Origin of the sequence: Caulobacter sp. S45 (assembly GCF_009765965.1) — a bacterium.
In the GTDB taxonomy this organism is placed as follows: domain Bacteria; phylum Pseudomonadota; class Alphaproteobacteria; order Caulobacterales; family Caulobacteraceae; genus CAHJWH01.
Genome location: NZ_LMUL01000014.1, coordinates 2466339 through 2490377, shown reverse-complemented (window position 1 = coordinate 2490377; position 24039 = coordinate 2466339). Strand labels below are relative to the sequence as shown.

The window sequence follows — 24039 nt, the reverse complement described above, 5'->3', positions numbered from 1 at the left end:
CATCATCAAGCCGTTCAGAGGACTTCATGTCAGCTTCTGAAGCCACGGTCGCCTCCGGGCGCCCCGTCTTCGAAATCGGGATCAACGAAAAGATCTCGTTCAAGAACGCCATCCCGATGGGATTCCAGAACGTCTTCGTGATGACCGGGATCTTCGTCTTCCCCAGCATCATGGGGCGCACGTTCAATCTGCCGCCCGAGACCATCGCCTATCTCTACGGCGCGACCTTCATCGGCTGCGGCGTCACCTCGCTGCTGATCTCGATGCTCTTCGGCAAGATGCCCCTGGTGGCCGGCCCCTACGCCGGGATATTCACCGCCCTGCTCGCCTTCGGCAAGATGCAGCCGGGGACGACGGGCCTTGGCGTCGCCTATGGCTCGTTGTGCGTCGCGTCGCTGGCCTGGTGTCTGGTGTCGATCCCGATCAAGGGCGTCAGCCTGGTCGGCCTTCTGTCCAAGGTGGTGCGGACCCCCGTCATCGCCGGGGTCATCGTCATGCTGGTGATGATGCAGGTCGCCGACCTGGCCTTCCCCCACTGGCTGGGCAAGCCGACGGACAAGAGCTTCGGGCTGGTGAACTTCGGCGCCGGTCTGGTCACGGCCCTCACCCTGATGGTGCTGATCTGCTCCAAGAAGCCAATTGTCCGCCGCCTGGCGCTGCTGATCGCCCTGGTCGTCGGCACCGCGGTGTTCGAGGTCTTCAGCCCGATCAATTTCGGCCTCGTCGGCAAGTCGCCCTGGCTGGTGTTGCCGAAGATCTTCCCCTTCGGTTTTTCGTTCAATGTCGAGTATTGCGTCGTCTACTTCGTCATCCTGGTGGCGGTGAACGTGCAGACCATGACCCTGATGGGCGTGGTGGGCGAGTGGGGCGGCGAGGTCATGACCCCCGGCCGCCTGTCACAGGGCGTGCTGGCCATGATGCTGGGCTCCGCCATCGGCAGCGTCATCGGCGCGGTCACCAACCTGCCCTACCCGGCCAACGTGGCCATCCTGCGTTCCACCCGGGTGGCGTCGCGCTGGGTGACGATGACCACCGGCGTCATCCTGATCTGCATGGGGTTCTGCACCAAGATCGACTACATCTTCGTGCTCCTGCCCACCCCCGTCTTGTCGGCGGTGGGAACGGTGCTGTTCGGCATCGTGTTCGTCCATGGCGTGGAATTGCTGGCCAAGGTGGAGTGGGACGAGCGCTCGCTGGCCATCGCCGGCTTCTCGCTGATGCTCGGCTTCGGCAGCCTGTTCGTCGAGCCGGAAACCCTGAAGGCCATGCCGCTGTTCATCCGTCTGCTGCTGGGCCAACCCATCATCGTCGGTGTCTTCTCGGTGCTGTTCCTGACCGCCGTGCTGCCGGGCGCCAAGCGGATCACCAAGGGAGCGGCCGTGGGCGGCCCGCACGAGCCTTCGGCGGCCTCGAGCCATCACGCGGCCTGACGCCGGCGGCGATCCCGTTCCTCACATTATCAAGGGTTCCCACAGCAAAATGACCGCCCCAGACAGCTCCTCCGCCCTTTCCATGGCCAAGACCCGCGACGGCGCCGAAATCGCCTACCGCATCATCAAGGGCCAAGGCCCGGGCCGGATCGCTCTGGTGCACTCGCTGGCGATGGACAATGAGTTCTGGGACCGGGCGGCGGCGCATCTGACGCAAGCCGGCGACGTGCTGGTGTTCGACTGTCGCGGGCACGGCCGCTCGACCAAGAGCGCCGGGCCCTACACCGTCGAACAGTTCGCCGGCGACCTCGCCGACGTCCTGGACGCCGTGGGTTGGGACAAGACCTCGGTCGCCGGCGCCTCGATGGGCGGTTGCATCGCGCTCGCCTTCGCCGCCGCCTATCCTGAGCGGGTGTTGGGCCTGGGCCTGGTCGACACCACGGCCTGGTACGGCGAGAAGGCCCCCGAACAATGGGAAGAACGCGCCCAGAAGGCGGTCGAGAGCGGCATGGCCGTGCTGGTCGGCTTTCAGAAGGCGCGCTGGTTCAGCAAGGCGTGGGCCGACGCCAACCCCGAGGTGGTCGAAGGCGCCGTTCAGGTGTTCCTGAAGAACGACCTGGATTGCTACGTCGAGACCTGCCGGATGCTCGGCCGCGCCGATAAGCGCGACGCCCTGCCCGGCTTCACCTTCCCCACCCGCATCGCCGTGGGCTCGGACGACTTCGCCACCCCAGTGGCCATGGCCGAGGCCATGCACAAGGCCATCCCTGGCGCGACCCTGCGGGTCCTGCCTGGCGCGGCCCACCTGACGCCGATGGAATGCCCTGAGGAGGTCGCGGAGGAACTCCGTCAAATCATGATCGGGCGTTGAACGCTCGGCGTCCTATTTCGTTGACCTCTTAGTGTGAGCCGGATGAGCACCAACACCCAACTGAACATCATCGCCTTCCCGGGCGCGCCCAACCTGCCGACCTTCGTCGCGCTGGAACAGGGCTTCTTCGCCGACGCGGGCCTCGACGTCCGCCTGACCACCACCCCCAGCTCGGTCTTCCAGTTCGAGAAGTTCGGGACCGGCGAGTTCGACATCGCCTTCACCGCTTACGACAACGTGGTGGCCTACAGCGAGGGCCAGGGCGCGGCCAAGCTGGACCCCATGCCTGACTTCCGGGTGCTGATGGGCGCGACCCAGATCGGCCTCAGCGCCGTCGTCGCCCCCGACATCGCGCAGGCGACCGACCTGAAGGGCAAGACCCTAGCGCTGGATGCGCCGTCCACCGGCTTCGCCTTTGTGCTCTACGACCTGCTGGCGCACCTGGGCCTGCCGCGCGACGCCTACGAGGCCGTCGGCGTCGGCGCCACGCCGGAGCGCTGGGCCTCGGTGAAGGCCGGCACGCACGCCGGCACCATCACCATCGAGCCGTTCACCAGCCTGGCCAAGGCCGCGGGCTTCAAGGTCCTGACCCAGAGCGGCGACCTGTTCCCCACCTACCAGGGCGGCATCATCGCCGGCCGCAAGGAATGGGTCGAAGCGCACGAACAAGAGACCGTCGCCTTCCTCGCCGCCTATCTGAAGGGCCTGCGCTGGACGCTAGACCCCGCCAACCGCGAGGCCGCCGCCGAACTGCTGGGCGCCAAGATGCCCGAGGTGAAGCCTGGCGTGCTCGGTGCGGTGATGGACAGCGTGCTCTCGCCCAAGACCGGCCTGACGCCGGACGGCGATATCCTGCCGGACGGCATGCGCGCGGTGCTGGACCTGCGTTCGCGCTACGGCCGTCCCCAGACCACCCTGACCGATATCGAAAAATACCTGCTGCTCGGTCCGTATCAGGCGGCGCTCAAACAACTCGGCTGAATTGACGCCGGCGTCGGCCGGTTGCGATTTTTGGTCGACCATAATACAGACTACCAAGACGGGTCCCGCTCGCCGGGGCCCGTTTCGAGTTAGGTGCGCTATGGAACCCAAGCCCAAATTCAAGGCTGTAGGACAGCCCCTCCGCCGCAAGGAGGATGAGCGGCTGATCACCGGCCGTGGTCAGTTCACTGACGATTTCAGCCTGCCCGGCCAGGTCTATGCGGTGATGGTGCGCTCGCCCCATCCGCACGCCACCATCCTCGGCATCGACCCCGCGCCCGCCTTGGAGATGCCCGGCGTGCTCGGCGTGTTCACCGGCGATGACCTGGCCGCCGACAACTGGGGCCAGCTCCCGCACAACCCCGTCCCCTCGACCAAGTACGACGTGAAGCTGACCGGCCGCGGCGGCACACCTGTCTATATCGGCGAGCACTACCTGCTGCCTCGCGACCGCGTGCGCCATGTGGGCGAAGCGGTGGCCATGGTCGTGGCCGAGACCCGCCAGCAGGCCCAGACCGCCGCCGAGATGGTGATGGTCGACTACGATCCCCTGCCCTGGGTCGCCGACACCCAGGCCGCCGCCGAGCCCGACGCGCCGCGCCTGTGGGACGCCCTGCCCGACAATGTGCTGGTCGACAGCATCTTCGGCGACATCGAGAACACCGACGCCGCCTTCGCCAAGGCCAAGCATGTCGTCGACATGCACTACCACCTGGGCCGCGTCACCGGCGTGCCGCTGGAGCCGCGCGCCTCGCTCGGCCACTACGACCCCCAGACCGACCGCTACACCCTGTACGCCGGCAGCGGCGGCGCGGTACGCCAGAAGCACGAGCACGCCGCGGTAATGGGCGTGAACCCCGACCAGGTGCGCGTCATCTCTTTTGACGTCGGCGGCAATTTCGGCACCCGCAACCGCGCCTTCGTCGAGTTCGGCCTGGTGATGTACGGCTCCAAGAAGCTGGGCCGCCCGGTGAAGTTCCGCGCCGACCGCTCGGAAGCTTTCCTGACCGACTATCAGGGTCGCGACCTTGTCGTGGATATCTCGCTGGCCATCGACGAGAATGGCAAGTTCCTGGCCCTGCGCTCGAAGAACCTGTCCAACGTGGGTTCGCGCTGCGTGTCGCTGTCGCCGCTCAGCAAGGGCTCCGGCCTGATCACCGGCTCCTACGACATCCCCTACGCCACCCTGCATTCGCGGGCGGTCTATTCCAACACCATGTCGACCCAGGCCTACCGCAGCTCGGGCCGCCCGGAGGTCTGCTTCGCCATCGAGCGGCTGATCGACAAGGCGGCGCGCCAGCTGGGCTACGACCGGGTCGACCTGCGTCGGCGCAACCTCGTCTCGCCCGAGCAGATGCCCTACACCAACGCCGTCGGCTCCGAGTACGACAGCGGCGAATACGAGAAGAACATGGACCGCCTGCTGGAGCTGGGCGACTTCGTCGGCGCGCCGGCCCGCAAGGCGGAGGCGATCAAGCGCGGCAAGCTCTACGGGATCGGCTTCTCCAACTACGTCGAGTCCTCCATCGGCTCGCCGAAGGAACGCGCCGACCTGATCATCCGCCCGAACGGAGTCGAGGTGATCATTGGCACCCAACCCGCCGGCCAGGGCCACGAGACCAGCTTCGCGCAGGTCACCGCCGACCTGCTCGGCGTCACCTTCGACCAGGTGACCATCACGCTGGGCGATACCGACGTGGTGACCGCCGGCGGCGGCACCCACTCCGGCCGTTCCATGCGCCACGCCAGCGCGGTGATCTCGCTGGCCGTGACCGACATGATCGCCAAGGGCCGCGCCATCGCCGCCGAGGCGCTGAACGTGGATGGCGGTCAGGTCGAGTACGAGGACGGCGTCTTCCGCACCAACGCCACCAACCGCACCATCGACTGGTTCGAGCTGTCGCGCCTGGCCGCATCGCTGTCGCCCGACCATGCCGGCGGCCTGAAGGTGCGTCGCGACAACGAGATGCACACGCCCGTCTTCCCCAACGGCTCGGCCATGTGCGAGATCGAGATCGACCCGGAGACGGGTAGCCTGGAGATCATGCGCTACACCACCGTCGACGACGTGGGGCGCTGCATCAACCCGATGATCGTCCACGGCCAGACCCATGGCGGCATCGCCCAGGGCGTCGGCCAGGCGCTGTGGGAAGCCTGCGTGATCGACCCGGAAACGGGCCAGCCCCTAGCCGCCGCCTTCACCGAATACGGCATGCCGCGCTTCGACAACATGCCGTCCTTCCTCTGCGAGATCGCCGAGGTGCTCTCCCCCACCAATCCGCTCGGCGTGAAGGCCGGCGGCGAGGGCGGCACCACGCCGGCGCCGGCGGTGATGATCAGCGCGTTGGAAGATGCGTTGCTGGAATACGGGCCTCCGGACGTCGCCATGCCCTTCACCCCCCTGAAGATCTGGAGCGAAATCCAGAAGGGCAAGGCGATCGCCGCCACCAAGCAGCAAGGAGCCGCGTAATGGCCCTCATCTCCATGACCGTGAACGGCGTGCAGGTTAGCCAGGAAGTGGACGACTCCACCCTGCTGATCGAGTTCCTGCGCGAGAAGCTGAAGCTGACCGGCACCCACATGGGGTGCGACACCACCCAGTGCGGGTGCTGTGTGGTGCATATCGACGGCGTCTCGGCCAAGTCCTGCACTGTGTTGGTCGGCCAGGCGGCCGGACGCTCGGTCACCACCATCGAGGGGCTGGCCAAGGGCGGCGAGCTGCATCCGCTGCAAAAGGCGTTCCGGGAGCATCACGCACTGCAGTGCGGTTTCTGCACCCCTGGCCAGATCATGGCCGGCGCCGAACTGATCGCCACCTATCCCGGTGAGCTGAACGAGCACGTCGTGCGCGAGGAAATGGAAGGCAACCTGTGCCGCTGCACGGGCTACCACAATATCGTCAGGGCGATCCTGGCCGCAGGGGCTGAAATCCGCGGAACCAAGATTACCGACCCCACCCTCGCGTCCCATTCGGTGGAGGGCTAGGCGCGTGTACCCTTTCACCTACCACCGCCCCAAGACCATCGCCGAGGCCCAGCAAGCGTTCAGCGAGGGCATGGACGCCACCTTCCTGTCCGGGGGCCACACCCTGCTGCCGACGCTGAAGCAGCGCCTCGCCGCGCCCAGCGATCTGATCGACGTCACCGGCATCCCCGAGATGCAGGGCATCGAGGAGGCCGGCGGGTTCCTGAAGATCGGCGCCGCCACCACTCACGACACCGTGTTCGCCTCCCCGATCGTGCGCCGCCTGATCCCAGCGCTTTCCGGCCTCGCGGGCTCGATCGGCGACCGGCATGTGCGCCATCGCGGCACCATCGGCGGCTCCACCGCCAACAACGACCCGTCGGCCGACTATCCCTCCGCCGTGCTGGGCCTGGGCGCGACCGTGATCACCGATCGCCGCGAGATGGCGTCGGACGACTTCTTCGTCGGCCTGTACGAGACTGCCCGCGAGCCCGGCGAGATCGTCACCCGCATCGACTTCCCGGTTCCCGACATCGCCTGCTACGCCAAGTTCCGCAGCCCGGCCTCGCGCTACTCCATCGTGGCGGTGTTCGTGTCGAAGACCGGCTCGGCCGTGCGCGTGGCCGTCACCGGCGCCGGCGCGTCCGGCGTGTTCCGGCTGCCCGAGTTCGAAGAGGCGCTGAGCGCCGATTTCCGGCCTGAGGCGATCGCCCACCTGACCGTCGATCCCGACATGCTGCTCAGCGACATGAGCGCCACCGCCGAATACCGCGCGGACCTGATCCGGGTGATGGCCCGGCGCGCGGTCGAGAAGCCCGGCCAGATTCAGTCTTTCAAATAAGCGGCCCGCCGCACCCCGATCCCTTGGAGGCAATCGTGTCTGAAAATACTGGCCCCGCGCCGATGTCCGCCGCGCCCGACGACCTGCAGGCCCATATCGCCCTGCTGGAATCCAAGGGCCTGCTGATCCGCATCGATCGCGAGATCAACAAGGACACCGAGCTTCATCCGCTCGCCCGCTGGCAGTTCCAGGGCGGCCTGCACGAGGACGAACGCCGCGCCTTCCTGTTCACCAACGTGGTGGATTCCAAGGGCAAGAAGTACGACATCCCCGTGCTGGTCGGCGGCCTGGCCGCCTCGCCGGAAATCTACGCCATCGGCCTCGGCGTGCCGGTGGAGACCATCGGCAAGGTCTGGGTCCACGCGGTGGCGGATCCGATCGAACCCACCGTGGTCGAGACCGCGGCCTGCCAGGAAGTGGTGCTGACCGGCGACGACCTGACCAAGCCCGATGGCGGCCTGGCGGTCCTGCCGGTGCCGATCTCCACCCCCGGCTTCGACGCCGCGCCCTACCTGACCGCCACCCTGTGCGTCACCAAGGACCCCGAGAACGGGGTGCAGAACATGGGCACCTATCGCGGTCAGCTCAAAGCCAACGACCGCCTCGGCGTGCGCATGGCCAGCCGCCTCAGCGGCGCGGGCGGATACCTGCACTGGGAGAAGTACCGCAAGCTCGGCCAGAAGATGCCGGTCGCCATCGTGCTCGGCTGTGCGCCGGCGGTGCTGTTCACCGGCCCGCAGAAGCTGCAGATCGACCTGGACGAGATGGCGGTGGCCGGCGGCCTGATGGGCCGCTCGGTCAAGGTGGTGCGCTGCAAGACCATCGACCTGATGGTCCCCGCCGACGCCGAGATCGTCATCGAGGGCCTGATCGACACCGACCGGCTGGAGCCCGAAGGCCCCTTCGGCGAGAGCCACGGCTATGTGGCGCTCGAAGACTTCAACATGTCGATGCACGTCACCGCTATCACCATGAAGAAGAAGCCGGTGTTCGTCTCGATCATCAGCCAGGTCACGCCCAGCGAATCCTCGGTGATCAAGAAGGTCGCCTATGAGCCGATGTTCCTGGAGCACCTGAAGACCACCCTAGGCATCCGCGGCATCAAGCGCGTGGTCATGCACGAGCCGCTGACCAACCTGCGCAAGGTGATCTTCCTGCAGTTCGCCAAGGGTGCGCCCCAGCCGGAAGTCTGGCGCGGCCTGCAAGGTGCGGCCACGCTGCAAGCCCAGTGCGGCAAGTTGGTGATCGCGGTCTCGGAAGACATCAACCCGGAGAACGCTGACGCCATCTTCTGGTCTCTGGCCTACCGCTCCGACTTCACCCACGACGTGCTGGTCACGCCCTTCCGCTCCAGCGGCCACGGGCCGAAGTCCGGCCGCGCGCCGCTGGAAAGCACGCTGCTGATCGACGCCACGCTGAAGAACGACCTGCCGCCCCTGGCCCTGCCGGCCGAGCCCTACATGGTCGAGGCCAAGAAGATCTGGGAAGAGCTGGGCTTGCCCCGCCTGTCGCCCCAGTCGCCCTGGCACGGCTATCACCTGGGCGAGTGGACGCCGCTGTGGACGCAGTACGCCGAGGATGCGGTGCACGGCGACTGGCGCAAGTCGGGCGAACTCACCTACGCCCGCCGCGAAGGCGGCATGAAGCCCGAGACCCCCGCCCACCAGGGCACGGTGCATGAATGAATCGAACGGCGCCGGAGTTCGCTCCGGCGCCGCCCGCCTTGGCGTCGTCCGCCAAGTCAGCTCAGATCGAGGCGGCGGCCTTGCGTCGGCCCGCAGGCTTGGGCGAAGCAACCGCAGGAGCAGTGACGAGGGTCGCGGCGACCGACGGGTCCGACGCAGCCGAAGGATAGCTGGCCTCGAACGCGGAACGCTCGGCGCTTTCCACGTGTTCGCTGGCGGCGCGCTTGGCCGCCGGGACGTCCCGGTTGCGGATCGCCTCGATGATTGCGTCGATTTCCTTGATGCTCTGCTGTTGACGCGGCTTGCGCGCCAGCGAGCGGCTGCGCAAGGTCGAGGTTCGCAGCACCAAGCGGTTGACGATGTCGAAGGCCAGTCCGTTGTCGGCGACCGTGCAGATGCGGTCGTAGAAGGCCCGCTTGCTCACCAGCATCCGCTCAACGACGCCGGACTTGTAGGCGGCCTTGAGCAACTCGGCCTCCTTGACCAGCTGTTGGATGTCCACAGCGGTCGCCCGTTCGATGAACTGTTCGACCACAAGGGCCTCCAGCACCGCGCGGATGCGGTAAGCGTTGGCCGCCTCTTCGCGGGTGATCACCCCGACCGCAAGGCCGCGCGCGCCGGATTGGAACAGGATGCCCTCCGCCTGCAGCTCCCGCAGCGCTTCGCGCAACGAGGTCCGGCTGACGTTGAGCTGACCGCACAGGTCGCGCTCGACCAGCCGCGCGCCGGGTTGCAACAGCCCCGACTCGATGGCGTTGCGCAGCGCCGAAATGATCTTGTTCCGCAAAGGGGCGGCCTGGTGCTGAAGCGGCGCCAACTTGCCAATGGTTTCGATCGACACCCGAATATTCTCCCCAAGACCGCGCCGATATATCCGCACAGGGACGGCATCGGCGTCGACAGCAATTTTTCTCATTTTGTCGGACGAGCGAACCTATTGATCGGCTTTTCCGCCGATAAGGCAACGCTTGACCCGATCACCGCTTTACGTGGCGCTGATCGTACCATCCTATCATTTCCTAAATTGTATGACCAACGGACAATGAACCGGCGCGATCGTATCGGTTCCAGAGGAGTCTCCGCCCATGGATATGAATGGTGAGCGCTTTATCGCCGCGTCGCGCGACGCGGTGTGGGCGGGCCTGAACGACCCCGAGGTGCTGCGCCAATGCATCCCCGGTTGCGAAAGCGTGGAGAAGATCTCCGACACCGAACTGAAGGCCGTCGCCGGCGTGAAACTCGGCCCGGTCTCGGCCAAGTTCGTCGGCAAGGTCATCATGTCCGACCTCGATCCGCCCAATGGCTACAAAATCTCCGGCGAAGGCCAGAGCGGCCCGGCCGGCTTCGCCAAGGGCGGCGCGGAAGTGCGCCTGACCGACCAGGACAACGGCACCCTGCTCACCTATACGGTCAAGGCCCAGGTCGGCGGCAAGATCGCCCAGGTCGGCGCCCGCCTGATCGACGCCACCGCCAAGTCCATGGCCGAGCAGTTCTTCAAGAAGTTCGCCGCCGTGGTCGAGCCGCCCGCGCAGCCGGTCGAGGTCGCCCCCGCCGCCGTGGTGGAAGCGCCCGTGGCCTCCGCCCCGATTGATTCGGCCTCGACCCCTCCCGCAACAACGGCCCAACCCGGTCTGTTCGCGCGGATTTGGCAGGCGATCGTCAACCTCTTCTCTGGGTCGAAGGCCGCCAAGTAGGATGTCGGCGGCGCGGGGCTCACAGGTCTCGCGCCGTCCGCCCCGCTTGGCGTTTACTTGACATTAATAGAGAACACATACAGAACGTTCGCAAGACGTTCCGGATTTGCCGGACGTGATTCGCGAGACGATCATGCTGACGCGTAAGCAGCACGAACTGCTCATGTTCATTCACGAGCGGATCAAGGAGACGGGCGTATCTCCGTCTTTCGACGAGATGAAGGACGCGCTCGATCTGGCGTCCAAATCCGGTATCCACCGCCTGATCACTGCGCTCGAGGAGCGTGGGTTCCTACGTCGCCTGGCGCACCGGGCCCGGGCGCTGGAGGTGGTGAAGCTGCCTGAACAAGCGGCGGTCACGGGTCCTCGGGCGAGGACGGCGTTCCGCTCTTCCACGGCGAGGGGCGACAACGAGTCCGCCCACGTCGCCAATGATTCGCGCTCCATCCCCGTGCTCGGGCGGATCGCGGCGGGCACGCCCATCGAAGCCATCCAGCAGGAACGCGAGCGCATCGCCGTCCCCGAAGCCCTGCTGGGCTCGGGCGAGCATTTCGTGCTCGAGGTGCAGGGCGACTCGATGATCGACGCCGGCATCCTGGACGGCGACTATGTGGTCATCCGCAAGGGCGACACCGCCCAGACCGGCGAGATCGTCGTGGCCCTGGTGATGGGCGAGGAAGCCACCTTGAAGCGGCTGCGCAAGCGCGGCGGGGCGATCGCCCTGGAAGCCGCCAACCCCAAGTACCAGACCCGGGTGTTCGGTCCCGATCAAGTCGAGGTGCAGGGCAAGCTGGTCGGTCTCATCCGCCGCTATCACTGAGGCCGGAAGCCGCGTCGCGCGGCGGGGCGTCCGGCTGCTGCTCGTCGACGGCGCCGGCCGACCATGGCCGGTGTCCGCGCGAGGTCTCCGACCATTCCAGCCGCCAGCCGCCGCCACGTCGGGCGTAGACCTCGGCCGCACCGCCGCGTGCGAAGGCCTCCGAGGTCAACACCAAAGTCTTGGAGCAGGTGGCAGGCGGCGCCACATCCGCCCTAAGCACCAGGATGTCGCTCGCCTGGCATAGGGCGTCGAGCTGGGCTTCGGTCGGCAGGCGCTTCTTGCTCCACCAGGCGCCCAGGGCCGGCGAGGTTCCTTCCTTCGGCCAGCAAGAGCTGCGGTCGCAATCGTAGGTCAGGTCGGTTTCGGCCTGCGGATCGAACGGCGCGCCCAGGCCACGCCGCGTGGCCCAGGACCCGCTGGCGAAGGCCCGTACCTTGGGCTTGAGCGTCACCACCCGGTTGTCGATGGCCAGCGCCGCATTGTTCCCATCCGCCGCGATCCAGGCCACCGGCGCGGGCGGTCGCGGCCAGACCAGCACCGCGCCGGCCAGGGGAACCGCGACCCATCTCAGCCAACCCCGCCACAGGCAGGCGAAGACGATGCCTAGGAAGGCGGTCAGCAAGGCCGCCTCCGGCGCGCTCGGCAGGGTCTTCACCGCGCCGGGCAGGGTGGCGAACAGGTGGGCGATGGCCAGGATGGCGTTGGCCGCCCACCCCGCCACCGACAGCGGCACCCTGAGCATTTCTGGCGACAGGCCCAACGCCTCGCCGATCCCGCTGATCACCAGGGCCGGCATCAGCACCAGGCTGGCGACCAGGTCGGCGGCGAAGTTGGCGAACAGGCCGTAGGTGGCCATGCGGTTGAAGTGCTGGAGCGCAAAGGGTGCGGTGGCCAGCCCCGCCACCAGGCTGACCATGGCCATGGCGACCGCCCAGTCGCGCACATGCTGGGGCCAGGCGATGAACCAGGGCGCGTGGATCGTACGCCCATGCCGGGGCCACAGCTCCGCCATCGCCACCAGCGAGGCCGTCGCACAGAAGGACATCTGATAGCCCGGTTGGACAATGGCCAGCGGTTGCAGAATCAGGATCAGCAAAGCCGCCAGGGCCAGCGAGCGCATGCTCACCGCCCGGCGGTCGCAGAGGATGGCGATGAAGGCCACACCGGCCGTGATCGCGGCGCGTCGCGCCGGCGGATGGGCGCCGGACAGGGCCAGATAGACCAGGGTCGCCGCCAGCCCGCCCGCCGCCGCCAGCTTCTTCCCCGACACCCGCAGCGCCAGCCAGGGCCACGCCGCCACCGACAGGCGGATGAAGGCGAACACGAAGCCCGTGACCGCCGCCGTATGTAGCCCCGCAATCGCCAGCATGTGCGCCAGGCCAGAATTGCGCAGGTCGTCGGCCTGGGCCTCCGACAGCCAGCTCTGATGGCTGGTCGCCACCGCCGCCGCCAGACCCGCGGCTCCGTTGCTGTCTCCGAGCCGCATCAGATCGGTCGCCAGCCGCTCGGACAGCCGCCAGCGCACGGCGTTCAGACCCATCTCAAGCCTCAGCCCCAAGGGCGGCGCCGGCAGGTCGGTCCAGCGCACCTCGCCCAGCGCAAAGCCCACGCCCCCCAGCCGCGCGAACCAGGCGTCGCGGGCGAAGTCGTAGCCGCCGGGGCTGGCCGGGCCCGGCGGCGGGTCGATGATCGCCCGCACGGCGATCGCATCGCCCGGCCTGGCGTCGGGCGCCTCGCGCAGGGTCACGCGCACCCGCTTGGGCAGGGTAGCCTGCGACAGGCCGGAGATATCGTAGGGCGCGATCAGCAGGCGGCTACGCTCGGCGCTGGAGCTGGCCACGTCCACCACCCAGCCGCGCACCTCCACCACGCCCGTCCCCTCGGGAACCACGGGTGCGCGCGACAGGCCGGTGCTCAGCACGCCGTCGGCGAACCCGAACAGGCCGACCGCGAGCAGAATCGTGGGAACCGCGAAACCCAATCGCCACCCCAGCAAACGGGCCACCAAGATCAGCGCCAAGGCCACGCCCGCGGTCACAATCCCAACCAGGATCGGCGGCTCGATCTTCAGCCCGAAATAGATCGCCGCGCCCGCGCCGAACGCCACCGGCGTCCACAATACCCAGCGCGCCAGCTGCGCCACCGCCTGTTCAGCGAGCGTCGCAGGCAAACCGCGCATAGCCCGCGCCCAGGCGGCTATAGTCCCCGCACGCGCGGGCGTGCTAAGAGCGCCGACCTTTTCTGGACCCGTATTTCCGATGACCGACCGATCCGCCGTCGTCACCCGCTTCGCCCCCTCGCCCACCGGCGACCTGCACATAGGAGGGGCGCGCACGGCGTTATTCAACCTCCTTTATGCACGCCATACGGGCGGCCGCTTCCTGATCCGGGTCGAGGACACCGATCGCGAGCGCTCCACCGCCTCGGCCGTGCAGGCGATCTTCGACGGCCTGGCGTGGCTGGGCGTGGCCGCCGACGCCGAACCCGTGTTCCAGCACACCCGCATCGACCGCCATCGCGAGGTCGTGGCCGAGCTTTTGGCCAAGGGCCGCGCCTACAAGGACTTCACCATCGCCGAGGAACTGGAAGCCGAGCGCGCCGCCGCCCGCGCCGAGGGCCGCGTGGTCCGCTCCGCCTGGCGCGACCGCGATCCCGCCGAGGGCGGCGATCGCCCCTTCGTCCTGCGCTTCAAGAGCCCGCTAGAGGGCGAGACCCTGGTCGACGACCTGGTCAAGGGGCCGGTGCGGTTCCAGAACAAGGAGCTGGACGACCTGGTGCTGCTGCGCACCGACGACACGCCGACCTACAATCTGGCCGTGGTCGCCGACGACCACGACATGGGCGTCACCCATGTGATCCGCGGCGACGACCACCTGAACAACGCCGCCCGCCAGACCCTGATCTACCAGGCGCTGGGCTGGACGGTCCCCGCCTTCGCCCACATCCCGCTGATCCACGGGCCGGACGGGGCCAAGCTGTCCAAGCGGCATGGGGCCCAGGCGGTGGGCGAGTTCGCCGGCCAGGGCTACCTCCCCGAAGGCATGCGCAACTATCTGGCGCGGCTGGGTTGGGGCCATGGCGACGATGAGATCTTCACCGACGCCCAGGCGGCCGAGTGGTTCGACATCGCCGACGTGGTCAAGGCCCCTGCCCGGCTCGACTGGGCCAAGCTGAACTTCGTCAACCAGCAGTACATGCGCCACGCCGACGACGCGCGCCTGACCGAGATGGTCGCTGCAGTGCACCAAAGCCGCGACGTCACGATCACCGAAGCGGGCCGTGCGCGGCTGGCGGCGGCGATCCCACTGGTCAAGGAAGGCGCGCACACCACTCTGGAGCTGGCCGACCTGACCGCCTTCACCCTACTGTCACGTCCGGTTGTTTTGGACGAAAAGAGCAGGAAACGTCTCGATTCCGAGACCCTCGCGCGCCTGGGCCGTCTTCACGATCACTTGAACAGCGAAGCTCAGTGGGACGCGCCCTCACTGGAAGCCGCCTTGCGGAAATTCGCTGAAATAGAAGGCGTAGGCCTTGGTAAATTTGGGGGTGCGCTGCGTTCCACCCTCAGCGGAGCCGCCTCGGCGCCCGACCTGGCGAGCGCGCTTACCGCCCTTGGAAAGGCCGAGAGCCTGGGTCGGTTGGGCGACGCCCTTTCCCAACCCGCATGAAGGTCTATAAAGCGCGCGGAATATGAATTATGCCGCGGCGCACAATGAGGCGCCGCGCCGCAGACGAGGAACAGCATGGATAGCAAGGTCGTGCCCAACGGCTCCGCCACCTTCAAGATCGGCGACAAGGAGGTGACGCTCCCGGTGTTGAAGGGCGTCATCGGTCCGGACGTCGTGGATATCCGCAAGCTGTACGCGGAGACCGACGCCTTCACCTACGATCCGGGCTTCACCTCCACCGCCAGCTGCGAAAGCCAGATCACCTATATCGACGGCGACAAGGGCGTGCTGCTGTATCGCGGCTACCCCATCGAGGAACTGGCCGAACACTCGACCTTCCTGGAGGTCTGCTACCTGCTCCTGAATGGCGAGCTGCCCACCGCCGGCGAGTTGGACACCTTCACCCACACCATCACGCACCACACCATGGTGCACGAGCAGTTCGACCGCTTCTTCCAGGGCTTCCGCCGCGACGCCCACCCGATGGCGATCATGGTCAGCGCGATCGGGGCCCTGTCGGCCTTCTATCACGACAGCACCAACGTCCATGACCTGCAGCAGCGCGAGATCAGCGCCCACCGCATGATCGCCAAGGTGCCGACCATCGCGGCACGGGCCTTCAAGTACTACGTCGGCCAGCCGTTCGTGTTCCCGCGCAACGAGCTAGGCTACGCCGAGAACTTCCTGCGCATGTGCTTCTCGGTTCCGGCCGAGGACTATCATGTGAACCCCGTCCTGGCGAAGGCCATGGATCGGATCTTCATCCTGCACGCCGATCACGAGCAAAACGCCTCAACCTCGACGGTGCGCCTGGCCGGTTCGTCTGGCGCCAACCCGTTCGCCTGCATCGCGGCCGGCGTGGCCTGCCTGTGGGGTCCGAGCCATGGCGGCGCCAACGAAGAAGCGCTGAACATGCTCCGCTCCATCGGCACGGTGGACAAGATCCCCGAGTTCGTGGAAGGCGTGAAGGCGCGCAAGTACAAGCTGATGGGCTTCGGCCACCGGGTCTACAAGAACTACGACCCGCGCGCCAAGGTCATGCAGAAGACCGCCCACGAGGTGCTGGACGAACTCGGCAAGCACAACGACCCGCTGCTGGCGGTGGCGCTGGAGCTGGAGCGGATCGCGCTCAGCGACGAGTACTTCATCGAGCGCAAGCTTTACCCGAACGTGGACTTCTATTCAGGCATCACCCTGAACGCGATGGGCTTCCCCAGCGAGATGTTCACCGTGCTGTTCGCCCTGGCCCGCACCGTGGGCTGGATCGCCCAGTGGAAGGAAATGATCGAGGACCCGTCGCAAAAGATCGGCCGTCCGCGCCAGATCTACACCGGCGCCCCCGAGCGTCATTTCGTGCCGGTCGACAAGCGGGGCTGAGGCTTCGGCTTTCGTTTCTAACCTGGAACTACAGGAAGGCGCGCTCCATCGGGGCGCGCCTTTTGTTTGGGTGTTCGTGCGTCCTTCGAGGCGCCCCTTTGGGGCACCTCAGGATGACGCCCTTAGTGGGTCGCAAAAACCTTCATCATGCTGAGGAGCGGCGCAAGCCGCGTCTCGAAGCACGCAGCGCGGCTATCCCAGCCCCCTCTGCCCCAACATCTCCAACACCGCATCGGCCGCCCGCTCGGCTGGGACCAGGGTGGGATCGCGCCCCATCTTCTCCAGGGCCGCGGCCTGAGCGGCGATCTGGCGGGCGCGCAAGGCGGGGTCGTCCAGCAGGCGGCCCAGCTCCACCACCAGCCGTTCGGGCGTGCAGTCGTACTGCATCAGCTCCGGCGCAACGGCCTCGCCGGCGGCGATGTTGAACAGGGTGGCGTAGCGGGTGGTCAGCAGGCGCTTGAGCACCTGATGGGTCAGCACCCCGACCCGATAGGCCACCACCATCGGACAACCGGACAGGGCCAGTTCCGTGGTCACGCTGCCGCTGCAGGCCATGGCGACGGTGGCGGCGGCCATGGCGTCCAGCTTCAGGGCGTCGCCCTCGACCACCAGGGGCGGATGCGGCCACGTCGCGACCTCCGCCTTCACCTGCTCGGCCACGGTCGAAGCCACCGGCAGGACCAGACGCAGGTCCGGGCGCTGCGCCTTCAACAGCATCGCCGCCTCGCGAAACGGCGGCAGCATTCGCGCGATCTCGCCGGGCCGGCTGCCGGGCAGGATCAGCAGGATCGGATCGTCCGCCGCCGCGCCGATATGGGCTCGAAAGCGCGGACCGCCATCCAGCGACACCGCACGCGCCAGGGTCGAGTTGCCGACGAAGGTGGTCTTCAGCCCCTCACGCTCGAACCAGGGGGCGTCAAAGGTATGGATGGCCAGCAGATGGTCCACCGTGGCCGCCAGCGTCTTCGCCCGGCCCGGCCGTGACGCCCACACCTGGGGCGCGACATACTTCACCAGCGGCAGGCCGGGGTCGAGCTCGCGCAGCCCGCGCGCCACGCGCAGGGTGAAACCCCAGGAGTCGATCAGCACGGCGATGTCAGGCCGCTCCCGGCGCGCCAGGGCCACGGTGTCGCGCACCCGGCGGCGCACGCGCGGATAGGCGCGCAGCCCCTCGAACAGACCAAGGATCGACAGCTCGGCGATCGGGAAGGGGCTGGCCACCCCCTGCTCCGCCATGCGACCGCCGCCGACGCCGACGAAACGCACGCCCTCGCCGAGGCGCCGGCGCAGGGCGGCGGCTAGGTCGGCGCCCAGGATGTCGCCGGACGCCTCGGCGGCGACCAGCATGACCGTCAGGGGCCGCTCGACGGGCGATGGGGCGCTCACAGCCCCGTCACGAACAGGCCCAGCCGGTCGGCCGCCGCGATCACCGCCTCGCGGTCGAGCACCAGCACGCCGCGCGCCTCACCCACCACGCCCGCCAGTCCCGCCGCCGCCGCACCCTCCAAGGTGCGCACGCCGATAGTGGGCAGGTCCACGCGGCGTTCCTGGATCGGCTTCGGCCACTTGACCAGCACGCCCCGCCGGGCCCCGTCGGAGCCCAGCACATTGGCCGGCAGGGCTGCGCAGCGCGTGAGCATGGCGTCGGTGCCCTCCTGCGCCTCCACCGCGAGCACGAGCCCGTCCACCACCACCGCCGCCTGACCGATATCGAGCCGGCCCAAGGTGCGCACGACCTCGATGGCGTGGTGCATATCCGCGTCGTCCTCCGGCCGGGGCGACCATGCGCCCAGCGGACCGGAGCCCAGCGTCAGGCCCGCATGAACCTGTTCCGCACCCTCGACCACGAAGCCTTCGCGTTCGAATTCGAGCATGAGGAAGCGCAGCAGGGCGTCGTCGCCCTTGCGGGCCGCCGCGATTACCCCCGCCAGGGAGCGCATGCCGCGCAGATCGGGCTTGAGGGCCGAGAAATCCGGTCGCTTGACCTCGCCGGCGAAGCAGACGGCCTCGCAACCCTCACGCTTTAGAGCCTCGAGGATATGGCCTAGTTCGGCGATCCCGATCTCCGCGCTCGGAAAACGGGACGTGCCCGCGTCGGCGAAGCCCCTGAGCCGGACCACGAACAGAGGTCGCCCGGCGGCGATGCACGCGTCCGCGAGCGCCTGGGGCAGCTCGCCGCCCCCAACGATCAGGCCGAGCTTGCGACTAGCCAATCGATTCCTCCGAAGTTGCTTGTACGCCGCCTATTCAGGCGACGGCAGGCACATGGGGCGGGTCGCGTCGGCACGGATGAAGTCGACCATCTCCTGCACGTCCGCCGAGCCGGCGAACACCCGCGCGACGTCCTCCAGGCGTTCCTGGAAGGTGCCCTCGTGGGCGAACAGCAGGCGATAGGCGGAGCGAAGGTCCTTGATCCGGTCGCGGGAGAAACCTCGGCGCTTCAAGCCCACCAGGTTCAGCCCCTCCAGGTGCGCATAGACGCCCCAGACCGAACCGAAGGGGATCACGTCCTTGGTCACCGCCGCCAGCCCGCCGATGAAGGCCTGGCGGCCGATCCGGGTATGCTGGTGAACGGCGCTGAGGCCCCCCATAAACACGTAGTCGCCCATCTGGACATGGCCGCCCAGGGTGGCGTTGTTGGCGAACACCACGTGGTTGCCGACCGTGCAGTCGTGCGCCACGTGGGAGCCGACCATGAACAGGCCGTCGTCGCCCACCGTGGTCACGCCGCCGCCCATGACGGTGCCGGCGTTCATGGTGACATGCTCGCGGATGGAGTTGCGCGCGCCGATCACCAGCCGGGTGGGCTCGCCCCGGTGAGCCAGATGCTGAGGCGGACCGCCAAGACTGGCGAACGAGGAGATCACGCAATCCGCGCCGATCTCGGTATGGCCTTCGATCACCACGTGATGCAGCAGTCGCACGCCGGAGTGCAGGACCACGTCCGGCCCGACGATGCAGTAGGGGCCGATCTCCACGCCCTCGCCGATCTGCGCCTTGGCGTCGACGATAGCGCTGGGGTGGATATTCACTTGGGAGCCTCGATCACCATGGCGGCGAACTCGCACTCGGCGGCGACCTTCTCGCCGACATAGGCCCGACCGCGGAACTTGAACACCACGTCGCGGGCGCGGATCACCTCGACCTTCATCCGCAGCACATCCCCTGGCCGCACCGGCTGGCGAAAGCGGGCGTTGTCCAGCGACATGAACATGATCGCCTTGCCCTCGACATCGGCGTTGAGCGACTTGGACATCAGCACCGCGCCAGTCTGGGCGATGGCCTCGCAGATCAACACGCCGGGCATCACCGGATTGCCGGGGAAATGGCCCGGGAAGTAGGGCTCGTTCATCGTCACGCACTTGATGCCGACGATGGACGTGTGGGCGCGGTAGTCTTCCGCCCGGTCGATCAGCAGGAAGGGGTAGCGGTGAGGAATGCGACGGAGGATCTCCGTCATGTCGATGTTGACCGCCGGTTCCTCGATCGCCGGCGCCTCGGCCGGCGCGGTCTCGCTCATCCTACTTTATCCTTGGCCGTCTCGCTCTTCCCGGCTGCGCTTCGCGTCAACCAGGCCGTTTCCCGCATGAAGGTGCGGATCGGTCGTGCAGGCGCCCCGCACCAGGTCTCCCCAGCGGGGATGTCGCGCATGACCCCCGAAGCAGCGGCGATCCGAGCCCCCGGGCCGATATTGATATGGTCCGCAACGCCCGCCCCGCCGCCGAACATGGCGCCGTCGCCCACCGTCACGCTCCCCGCCAGCCCGACAAGGCCGGCGATGACGCAACTGCGTCCGATCTGACAGTTGTGCGCGATCTGGACCAGGTTGTCGATTTTGGTGTTCTCGCCGATCACCGTGTCGTCCCAGGCGCCACGGTCGATACAGCTGCAAGAGCCGACCGTCACGCCGTCTTGCAGGATCACCCGGCCGAGTTGGGGAATGTCCAGCGCGCCGCCCTGGCTGCCGGCGATGCCGAAGCCCGCCTCGCCGATCACCGCGCCCGACAAGATGCGCACCCGGTCGCCGATCAGGGCGAAACCGATCACGGCGTTGGAGCCGATAACGCAATCGCGGCCGATGCAGACCCCCGGCCCGATGACGCTGCAGGAGCCGATCTCCGTCCCAGCTCCGATCCGGGCGCCAGGACCGACCACCACGCCGTGACCGAGGATCACGCCGTCCTCGAGCTCGGCGGTGGGATGCACCGGCGGACCACCCGCCTTGTGGCGGAGCGGGCGATGCAGTCGCCCCGCCGCCTTGGCGTAGGCGGCCTGAGGTTCGCGGGTCAGAAGCACCGCCATCCCCTTGGGTGCGGTCTCGGCGTTGGCGGGCGCAATGAAGCAAGCCCCCGCCGCCGTGGCCTGCATGTCCGCGATGTGCTTGCGGTCCAGCAGGAAGCTGATCGCGTCCGCGGCCGCCCGGAGCAGCGGCGCCGTCGCCGTTATGATCCTGGAGCCGCTCGCCGCGTCCGCGAGCTCCGCCCCCGTCAGGGAAGCCAGCTCTGAGACGCTCGCGGGTGCGAGCGTCTCGTAGAACCTAGAGTCAGGCATCTAACTCGCCGACGCCTACTGGGCGGGTGCGGATTCGCGGTCGAAGGTGATGGTGGTCATCTTGGCGTTCAGGCCCTTCACCACTTCTTCCGTCAGGTCCATGGCGGGGTTGCCGGCCATCACCGCTTCACCGTTCAACAGCACCGAACAATGGCGCTGTTCATAGATGGTGCGCACGATCGGCTCGACCACAACGCCGATGCGCTGCTGCTGGTGGGCGTAGGTGGCTTGAAGCTCGCGAGTGCGCGTGTCGGCCTTCTGGTTCAGGGCCTGCTCGCGTTGACCCATCGGCTGGGCTTGCTGAGCGAACTGGTCCGGGCTCATGGTCGAGCGCTTGGCCGCCAGGGCCTTCTCGTCGTTCTGCAGCGAGGTCTGCTCGGCGCTGAGTTCAGCGGCGGCTTGGGCGCGCAGCTGCTGCATGCGCTCGGCCATCGCCTTGCCCACGACCGAGGTGCCCATGGCGATGTTGTTGGAATAGAAGCAGATGCCGGCGATCGCCGGGCCGTGGTTCAGCGGGGGTTCGCTGGCGGCGGGAGCGGCGGCCGCAGCAGCGGTATGGCTGCTGGTGGTCGCGCTCTTCTTGGATTGAGCGTTGGCTCCGGCTGCGGCCGCGAGCATCAGGGCGGCCGTAGCGGCCCCTGTGACGATGTTTTTCATGATCATTGGAACTGCGTTGCGGTTGAGAATCTGAAGGCTTCCGTCCGGTCGTAGGACTCGCGCTTGATGACCTGCGCGAAGTCGAGACGGATCGGGCCGAGGGGCGAGGTCCAGAATACGCTGATACCCGTGGAGGCGCGGAGCGCCAAGTCGTCACGGATGAAGGTGCTGGTGCGCAGCACGCTCTTATCGAGCAGACCCAGGGTGCCGACGTCGGCGAAGTAGGAGGTGCGGATGCCGTACTGCTCGGGCAGGTAGTTCGGGAACGACAGCGAGGCCGACCCAATGGCGGAAAGATTGCCGCCCAGCGCCTCGTCGAACTCGGTGTCGCGAGGCCCGATGCCGGCGATCTCGAAGCCGGGGAAGGTGTTGCCGCCCTTGAACAGGCGGTCGTTGATGCGGATCGAGTCCCCGCCCCAGCCGTGGATGTAGGTGACGTCGGCGTTCAGGGTCACCACCCAGGCCGGCGTGAAGCCGTAGTAGTAGTTGACGTTCGTGTCGGTCCTCAAATAGCGCACGTTGCCACCCACGCCCGCGAAGTCCTGGCTGAAGCCGACGGTGAAGCCGCGCGTGGGATGCAGAGGATCGTTACGCAGATCGAGATTGAGTTCGTAGCCCGGAGCCGAGGTGAGGCTTTCGCCACGCTGGTCGCAGATCACGATGGAGATCAGGCCGGCTTCGCAGTTCCCGGCGTCGGCGCTCACGGAGTCCTGGTGCAAGGAGTAGTGCGGCGCAAAGCTGGCGTTGATGTTCAGCGGGAACAGCAGGTGGACCGAGGCCCCGGCGGTGGAGGAAATAAAGCCGGTGAACTGGGAATAGTCCGTTCGGTTGTCGAACAGGCTGACGCCCGCGCGCAGGTCACGTCCGAGGAAGCGCGGCTCGGTGTAGGACAGGTCGACGCTCTGCGTCAGGAACCCGATATCGGCGCGCAAACGCAGGTCCTGGCCCATGCCGCGGAAGTTGTGTTCGCTGACGCCGAAATCGACCGTCAGCTTGTCCAGCGAGCTATAGCCCGCGCCCACCGACAGTTCGCCGGTCGGCTGCTCCTGCACCTTGACCTGAAGGACGGTCTTATCGGGGGCGGAACCCGGTTGTTGGGTCACGTCGACGGTCTTGAAGAAGTCCAGCCGCTTGACCTCGGTCTTGGAGCGGTCGACCAGCACGCGGTTGTAGGCGTCGCCCTCGGTAATCCGCATCTCGCGGCGGATGACCGGGTCGAGCGTGCGGGTATTGCCGACGATATCGATCCGCTCGACATAGACGCGCGGCCCCTCGCGGATGTCGAAGGTCACGTCGACAGTATGGGTGTCGCGGTTGGCGGTGTAGCGCGGACGGATATCCACGAAGGCGAAGCCCGCCGCGCCGGCCGCGAACGTCAGGGCGTCGACCGACTGCTCGATCTTGTCGCCGGCGTAGACCTGCCCTTCCTTGATCGGAAGCAGCTGGCGCAGGATGTTGCCGTTCAGCCGCTTCAGGTCCGTGGTGACCCGCAGCTTGCCGAACTTGTACTTGGCGCCCTCGTCCATCGTGTAGGTGACGGCGAAGTTACGCTGATCGCTCTGCAGTTCGGCGATCGAAGACGTGACGCGGAAGTCATAGTAGCCGCGGTTGGAATAGTACTTACGCAGCTGCTCCCGATCATACTCGATCCGATCCGGGTCGTAGTTGTCGTTGGAGGCGAAGAATTTGTACCAGTGGCTTTCCTTGGTCACCACGACGTCGCGCAACGCGCTGTCGGAGAACACTCGGTTGCCGAGGAAATTGACGCGGATGATCCCGGTCTTGGGGCCTTCCTTGATCTCGAACACCAGGTCGACGCGCTTTTGCGGCAGTTCGACGATCTTGGGCGACACGGTCGCGGAAATCCGGCCCGAGCGGCGGTACAGCTCCACGATGCGCTGCACGTCCTGCTGGACGTGGGACTTGGTGAAGATGCTGCGCGGGTGGATCGAGACTTCGTCGCGGAGCTTGTCGTCGCTCTCGGCGCTGTTCCCCTCGAACACCACCCGGTTGATGATCGGGTTTTCCGTCACGTGCACCGTCAGCAGGCCCGTCGCCGGGTCCAGCGTCACGGTCACGTCCGAAAACAGGTCGGTGCGGAACAGGGTCTTGACGGCGAGGTCGATCCGCGCGGCGTCGATCGTGTCGCCTACCGCCAGCGGCATGTAGGAGACGATGGTGTCGGACTCGATACGCTCGTTGCCCTGAACCCGGATCGCCCGCACCACACCGGTCTGGTTCGGCGGCGGAGGGGGCGGCGTGGCGCTGGCCGCCGCATCGGCGGCAGCCGGCACGGGCTGGGAAGCATCCGGCGCGGTGCTGCCGGCCGCCGGGGCCGGCGAAGGCCGACTGGGGCTCTGCACAGCCGTCGGACCCGGCGGCGGCGGGCTGCCCGTCTGGGCCAGAGCGCCGGTCGCAAGCGTACTCGACCCCAACAGAAGGGTCATGCCGGACAGGAGCGCGACACGGCGCGGAAAGGGTCTAAGCATTCACCATACCG

General features: G+C 67.3%; 20 protein-coding genes. 11 read left to right on the top strand and 9 right to left on the bottom strand.

The annotated features are described in order from the left end of the window. Nucleotides 1–26: 26 nt before the first annotated feature. The 7 genes from GSQ87_RS18645 (at nucleotide 27) to GSQ87_RS18615 (ending at nucleotide 8772) form a co-directional block, all read left to right on the top strand. On the top strand, nucleotides 27–1430 hold the full coding sequence (locus tag GSQ87_RS18645; protein ID WP_158917033.1) for a uracil-xanthine permease family protein: 1404 nt from the start codon (nucleotides 27–29) through the stop codon (nucleotides 1428–1430). Nucleotides 1431–1479: 49 nt separating this feature from the next. Further along, nucleotides 1480–2301 (top strand): alpha/beta fold hydrolase, encoded by an 822-nt coding sequence (locus GSQ87_RS18640; RefSeq protein WP_158917031.1) that lies wholly within the window; start codon nucleotides 1480–1482, stop codon nucleotides 2299–2301. Between the two features lie 42 nt (nucleotides 2302–2343). Continuing rightward, on the top strand, nucleotides 2344–3282 hold the full coding sequence (locus GSQ87_RS18635) for an ABC transporter substrate-binding protein (protein ID WP_158917029.1): 939 nt from the start codon (nucleotides 2344–2346) through the stop codon (nucleotides 3280–3282). A gap of 100 nt (nucleotides 3283–3382) precedes the next feature. Next, nucleotides 3383–5752 carry a xanthine dehydrogenase family protein molybdopterin-binding subunit gene (locus GSQ87_RS18630; RefSeq protein WP_158917027.1) on the top strand — a complete coding sequence of 790 codons (2370 nt, stop codon included), beginning with the start codon at nucleotides 3383–3385 and terminating at the stop codon, nucleotides 5750–5752. Continuing rightward, nucleotides 5752–6267: a (2Fe-2S)-binding protein gene (locus GSQ87_RS18625; RefSeq protein ID WP_158917025.1), complete on the top strand. Its 516-nt coding sequence runs from the start codon at nucleotides 5752–5754 to the stop codon at nucleotides 6265–6267. Before GSQ87_RS18630 ends, GSQ87_RS18625 begins: the two co-directional genes overlap by 1 nt. Nucleotides 6268–6271: 4 nt before the next feature. Continuing rightward, on the top strand, nucleotides 6272–7087 hold the full coding sequence (locus tag GSQ87_RS18620; protein WP_158917023.1) for a xanthine dehydrogenase family protein subunit M: 816 nt from the start codon (nucleotides 6272–6274) through the stop codon (nucleotides 7085–7087). Between the two features lie 35 nt (nucleotides 7088–7122). Then, nucleotides 7123–8772 (top strand): UbiD family decarboxylase, encoded by a 1650-nt coding sequence (locus tag GSQ87_RS18615; RefSeq protein WP_216839386.1) that lies wholly within the window; start codon nucleotides 7123–7125, stop codon nucleotides 8770–8772. A gap of 61 nt (nucleotides 8773–8833) precedes the next feature. Here the strand turns inward: GSQ87_RS18615 and GSQ87_RS18610 are convergent, their stop codons facing one another. Next, nucleotides 8834–9613, bottom strand: coding sequence for a GntR family transcriptional regulator (locus tag GSQ87_RS18610; RefSeq protein ID WP_216839385.1), 780 nt, complete (start codon nucleotides 9611–9613; stop codon nucleotides 8834–8836). Nucleotides 9614–9857: 244 nt separating this feature from the next. Between GSQ87_RS18610 and GSQ87_RS18605 the strand changes: the two genes are divergently transcribed. Next, complete coding sequence (locus GSQ87_RS18605) at nucleotides 9858–10466, top strand: carbon monoxide dehydrogenase subunit G (RefSeq protein WP_158917018.1); 609 nt, start codon at nucleotides 9858–9860, stop codon at nucleotides 10464–10466. Nucleotides 10467–10599: 133 nt separating this feature from the next. After that, complete coding sequence (lexA, locus tag GSQ87_RS18600) at nucleotides 10600–11286, top strand: transcriptional repressor LexA (protein ID WP_158917016.1); 687 nt, start codon at nucleotides 10600–10602, stop codon at nucleotides 11284–11286. Here lexA and GSQ87_RS18595 read toward each other — a convergent pair. Beyond that, nucleotides 11267–13465 (bottom strand): ComEC/Rec2 family competence protein, encoded by a 2199-nt coding sequence (locus GSQ87_RS18595; RefSeq protein ID WP_254063077.1) that lies wholly within the window; start codon nucleotides 13463–13465, stop codon nucleotides 11267–11269. The two genes, lexA and GSQ87_RS18595, sit on opposite strands and share 20 nt — an antisense overlap. A gap of 79 nt (nucleotides 13466–13544) precedes the next feature. Between GSQ87_RS18595 and gltX the strand changes: the two genes are divergently transcribed. Next, nucleotides 13545–14954, top strand: coding sequence for a glutamate--tRNA ligase (gene gltX, locus GSQ87_RS18590; protein ID WP_158917014.1), 1410 nt, complete (start codon nucleotides 13545–13547; stop codon nucleotides 14952–14954). Between the two features lie 75 nt (nucleotides 14955–15029). Continuing rightward, a complete protein-coding gene (gene gltA / locus GSQ87_RS18585) occupies nucleotides 15030–16331 on the top strand; it encodes a citrate synthase (RefSeq protein WP_158917012.1) in 1302 nt (433 codons plus the stop codon). Between the two features lie 192 nt (nucleotides 16332–16523). On the opposite strand, the gene lpxB is transcribed toward gltA, so the two are convergent. Genes lpxB through bamA form a run of 7 tightly spaced genes read right to left on the bottom strand, consistent with a single transcriptional unit; the run spans nucleotide 16524 to nucleotide 24028 of the window. Next, nucleotides 16524–17717: a lipid-A-disaccharide synthase gene (lpxB, locus tag GSQ87_RS18580; RefSeq protein WP_256375896.1), complete on the bottom strand. Its 1194-nt coding sequence runs from the start codon at nucleotides 17715–17717 to the stop codon at nucleotides 16524–16526. After that, entirely contained in the window at nucleotides 17714–18544 is an 831-nt protein-coding gene (locus tag GSQ87_RS18575) for an LpxI family protein (RefSeq protein ID WP_158917010.1), read from the bottom strand. The genes lpxB and GSQ87_RS18575 overlap by 4 nt, the downstream gene beginning before the upstream one ends. Before the next feature lie 30 nt (nucleotides 18545–18574). Continuing rightward, a complete protein-coding gene (gene lpxA, locus GSQ87_RS18570; RefSeq protein ID WP_158917008.1) occupies nucleotides 18575–19363 on the bottom strand; it encodes an acyl-ACP--UDP-N-acetylglucosamine O-acyltransferase in 789 nt (262 codons plus the stop codon). Further along, nucleotides 19360–19851 carry a 3-hydroxyacyl-ACP dehydratase FabZ gene (gene fabZ / locus GSQ87_RS18565; protein WP_158917006.1) on the bottom strand — a complete coding sequence of 164 codons (492 nt, stop codon included), beginning with the start codon at nucleotides 19849–19851 and terminating at the stop codon, nucleotides 19360–19362. The genes lpxA and fabZ overlap by 4 nt, the downstream gene beginning before the upstream one ends. Then, nucleotides 19848–20882: a UDP-3-O-(3-hydroxymyristoyl)glucosamine N-acyltransferase gene (lpxD, locus tag GSQ87_RS18560; protein WP_158917004.1), complete on the bottom strand. Its 1035-nt coding sequence runs from the start codon at nucleotides 20880–20882 to the stop codon at nucleotides 19848–19850. Before lpxD ends, fabZ begins: the two co-directional genes overlap by 4 nt. Nucleotides 20883–20897: 15 nt before the next feature. Further along, the gene (locus GSQ87_RS18555; RefSeq protein ID WP_158917002.1) at nucleotides 20898–21545 is read right to left on the bottom strand and encodes an OmpH family outer membrane protein; all 648 of its coding nucleotides are present in this window, start codon (nucleotides 21543–21545) and stop codon (nucleotides 20898–20900) included. Then, entirely contained in the window at nucleotides 21542–24028 is a 2487-nt protein-coding gene (gene bamA, locus GSQ87_RS18550) for an outer membrane protein assembly factor BamA (protein WP_254063075.1), read from the bottom strand. Before bamA ends, GSQ87_RS18555 begins: the two co-directional genes overlap by 4 nt. Nucleotides 24029–24039 lie beyond the last annotated feature (11 nt).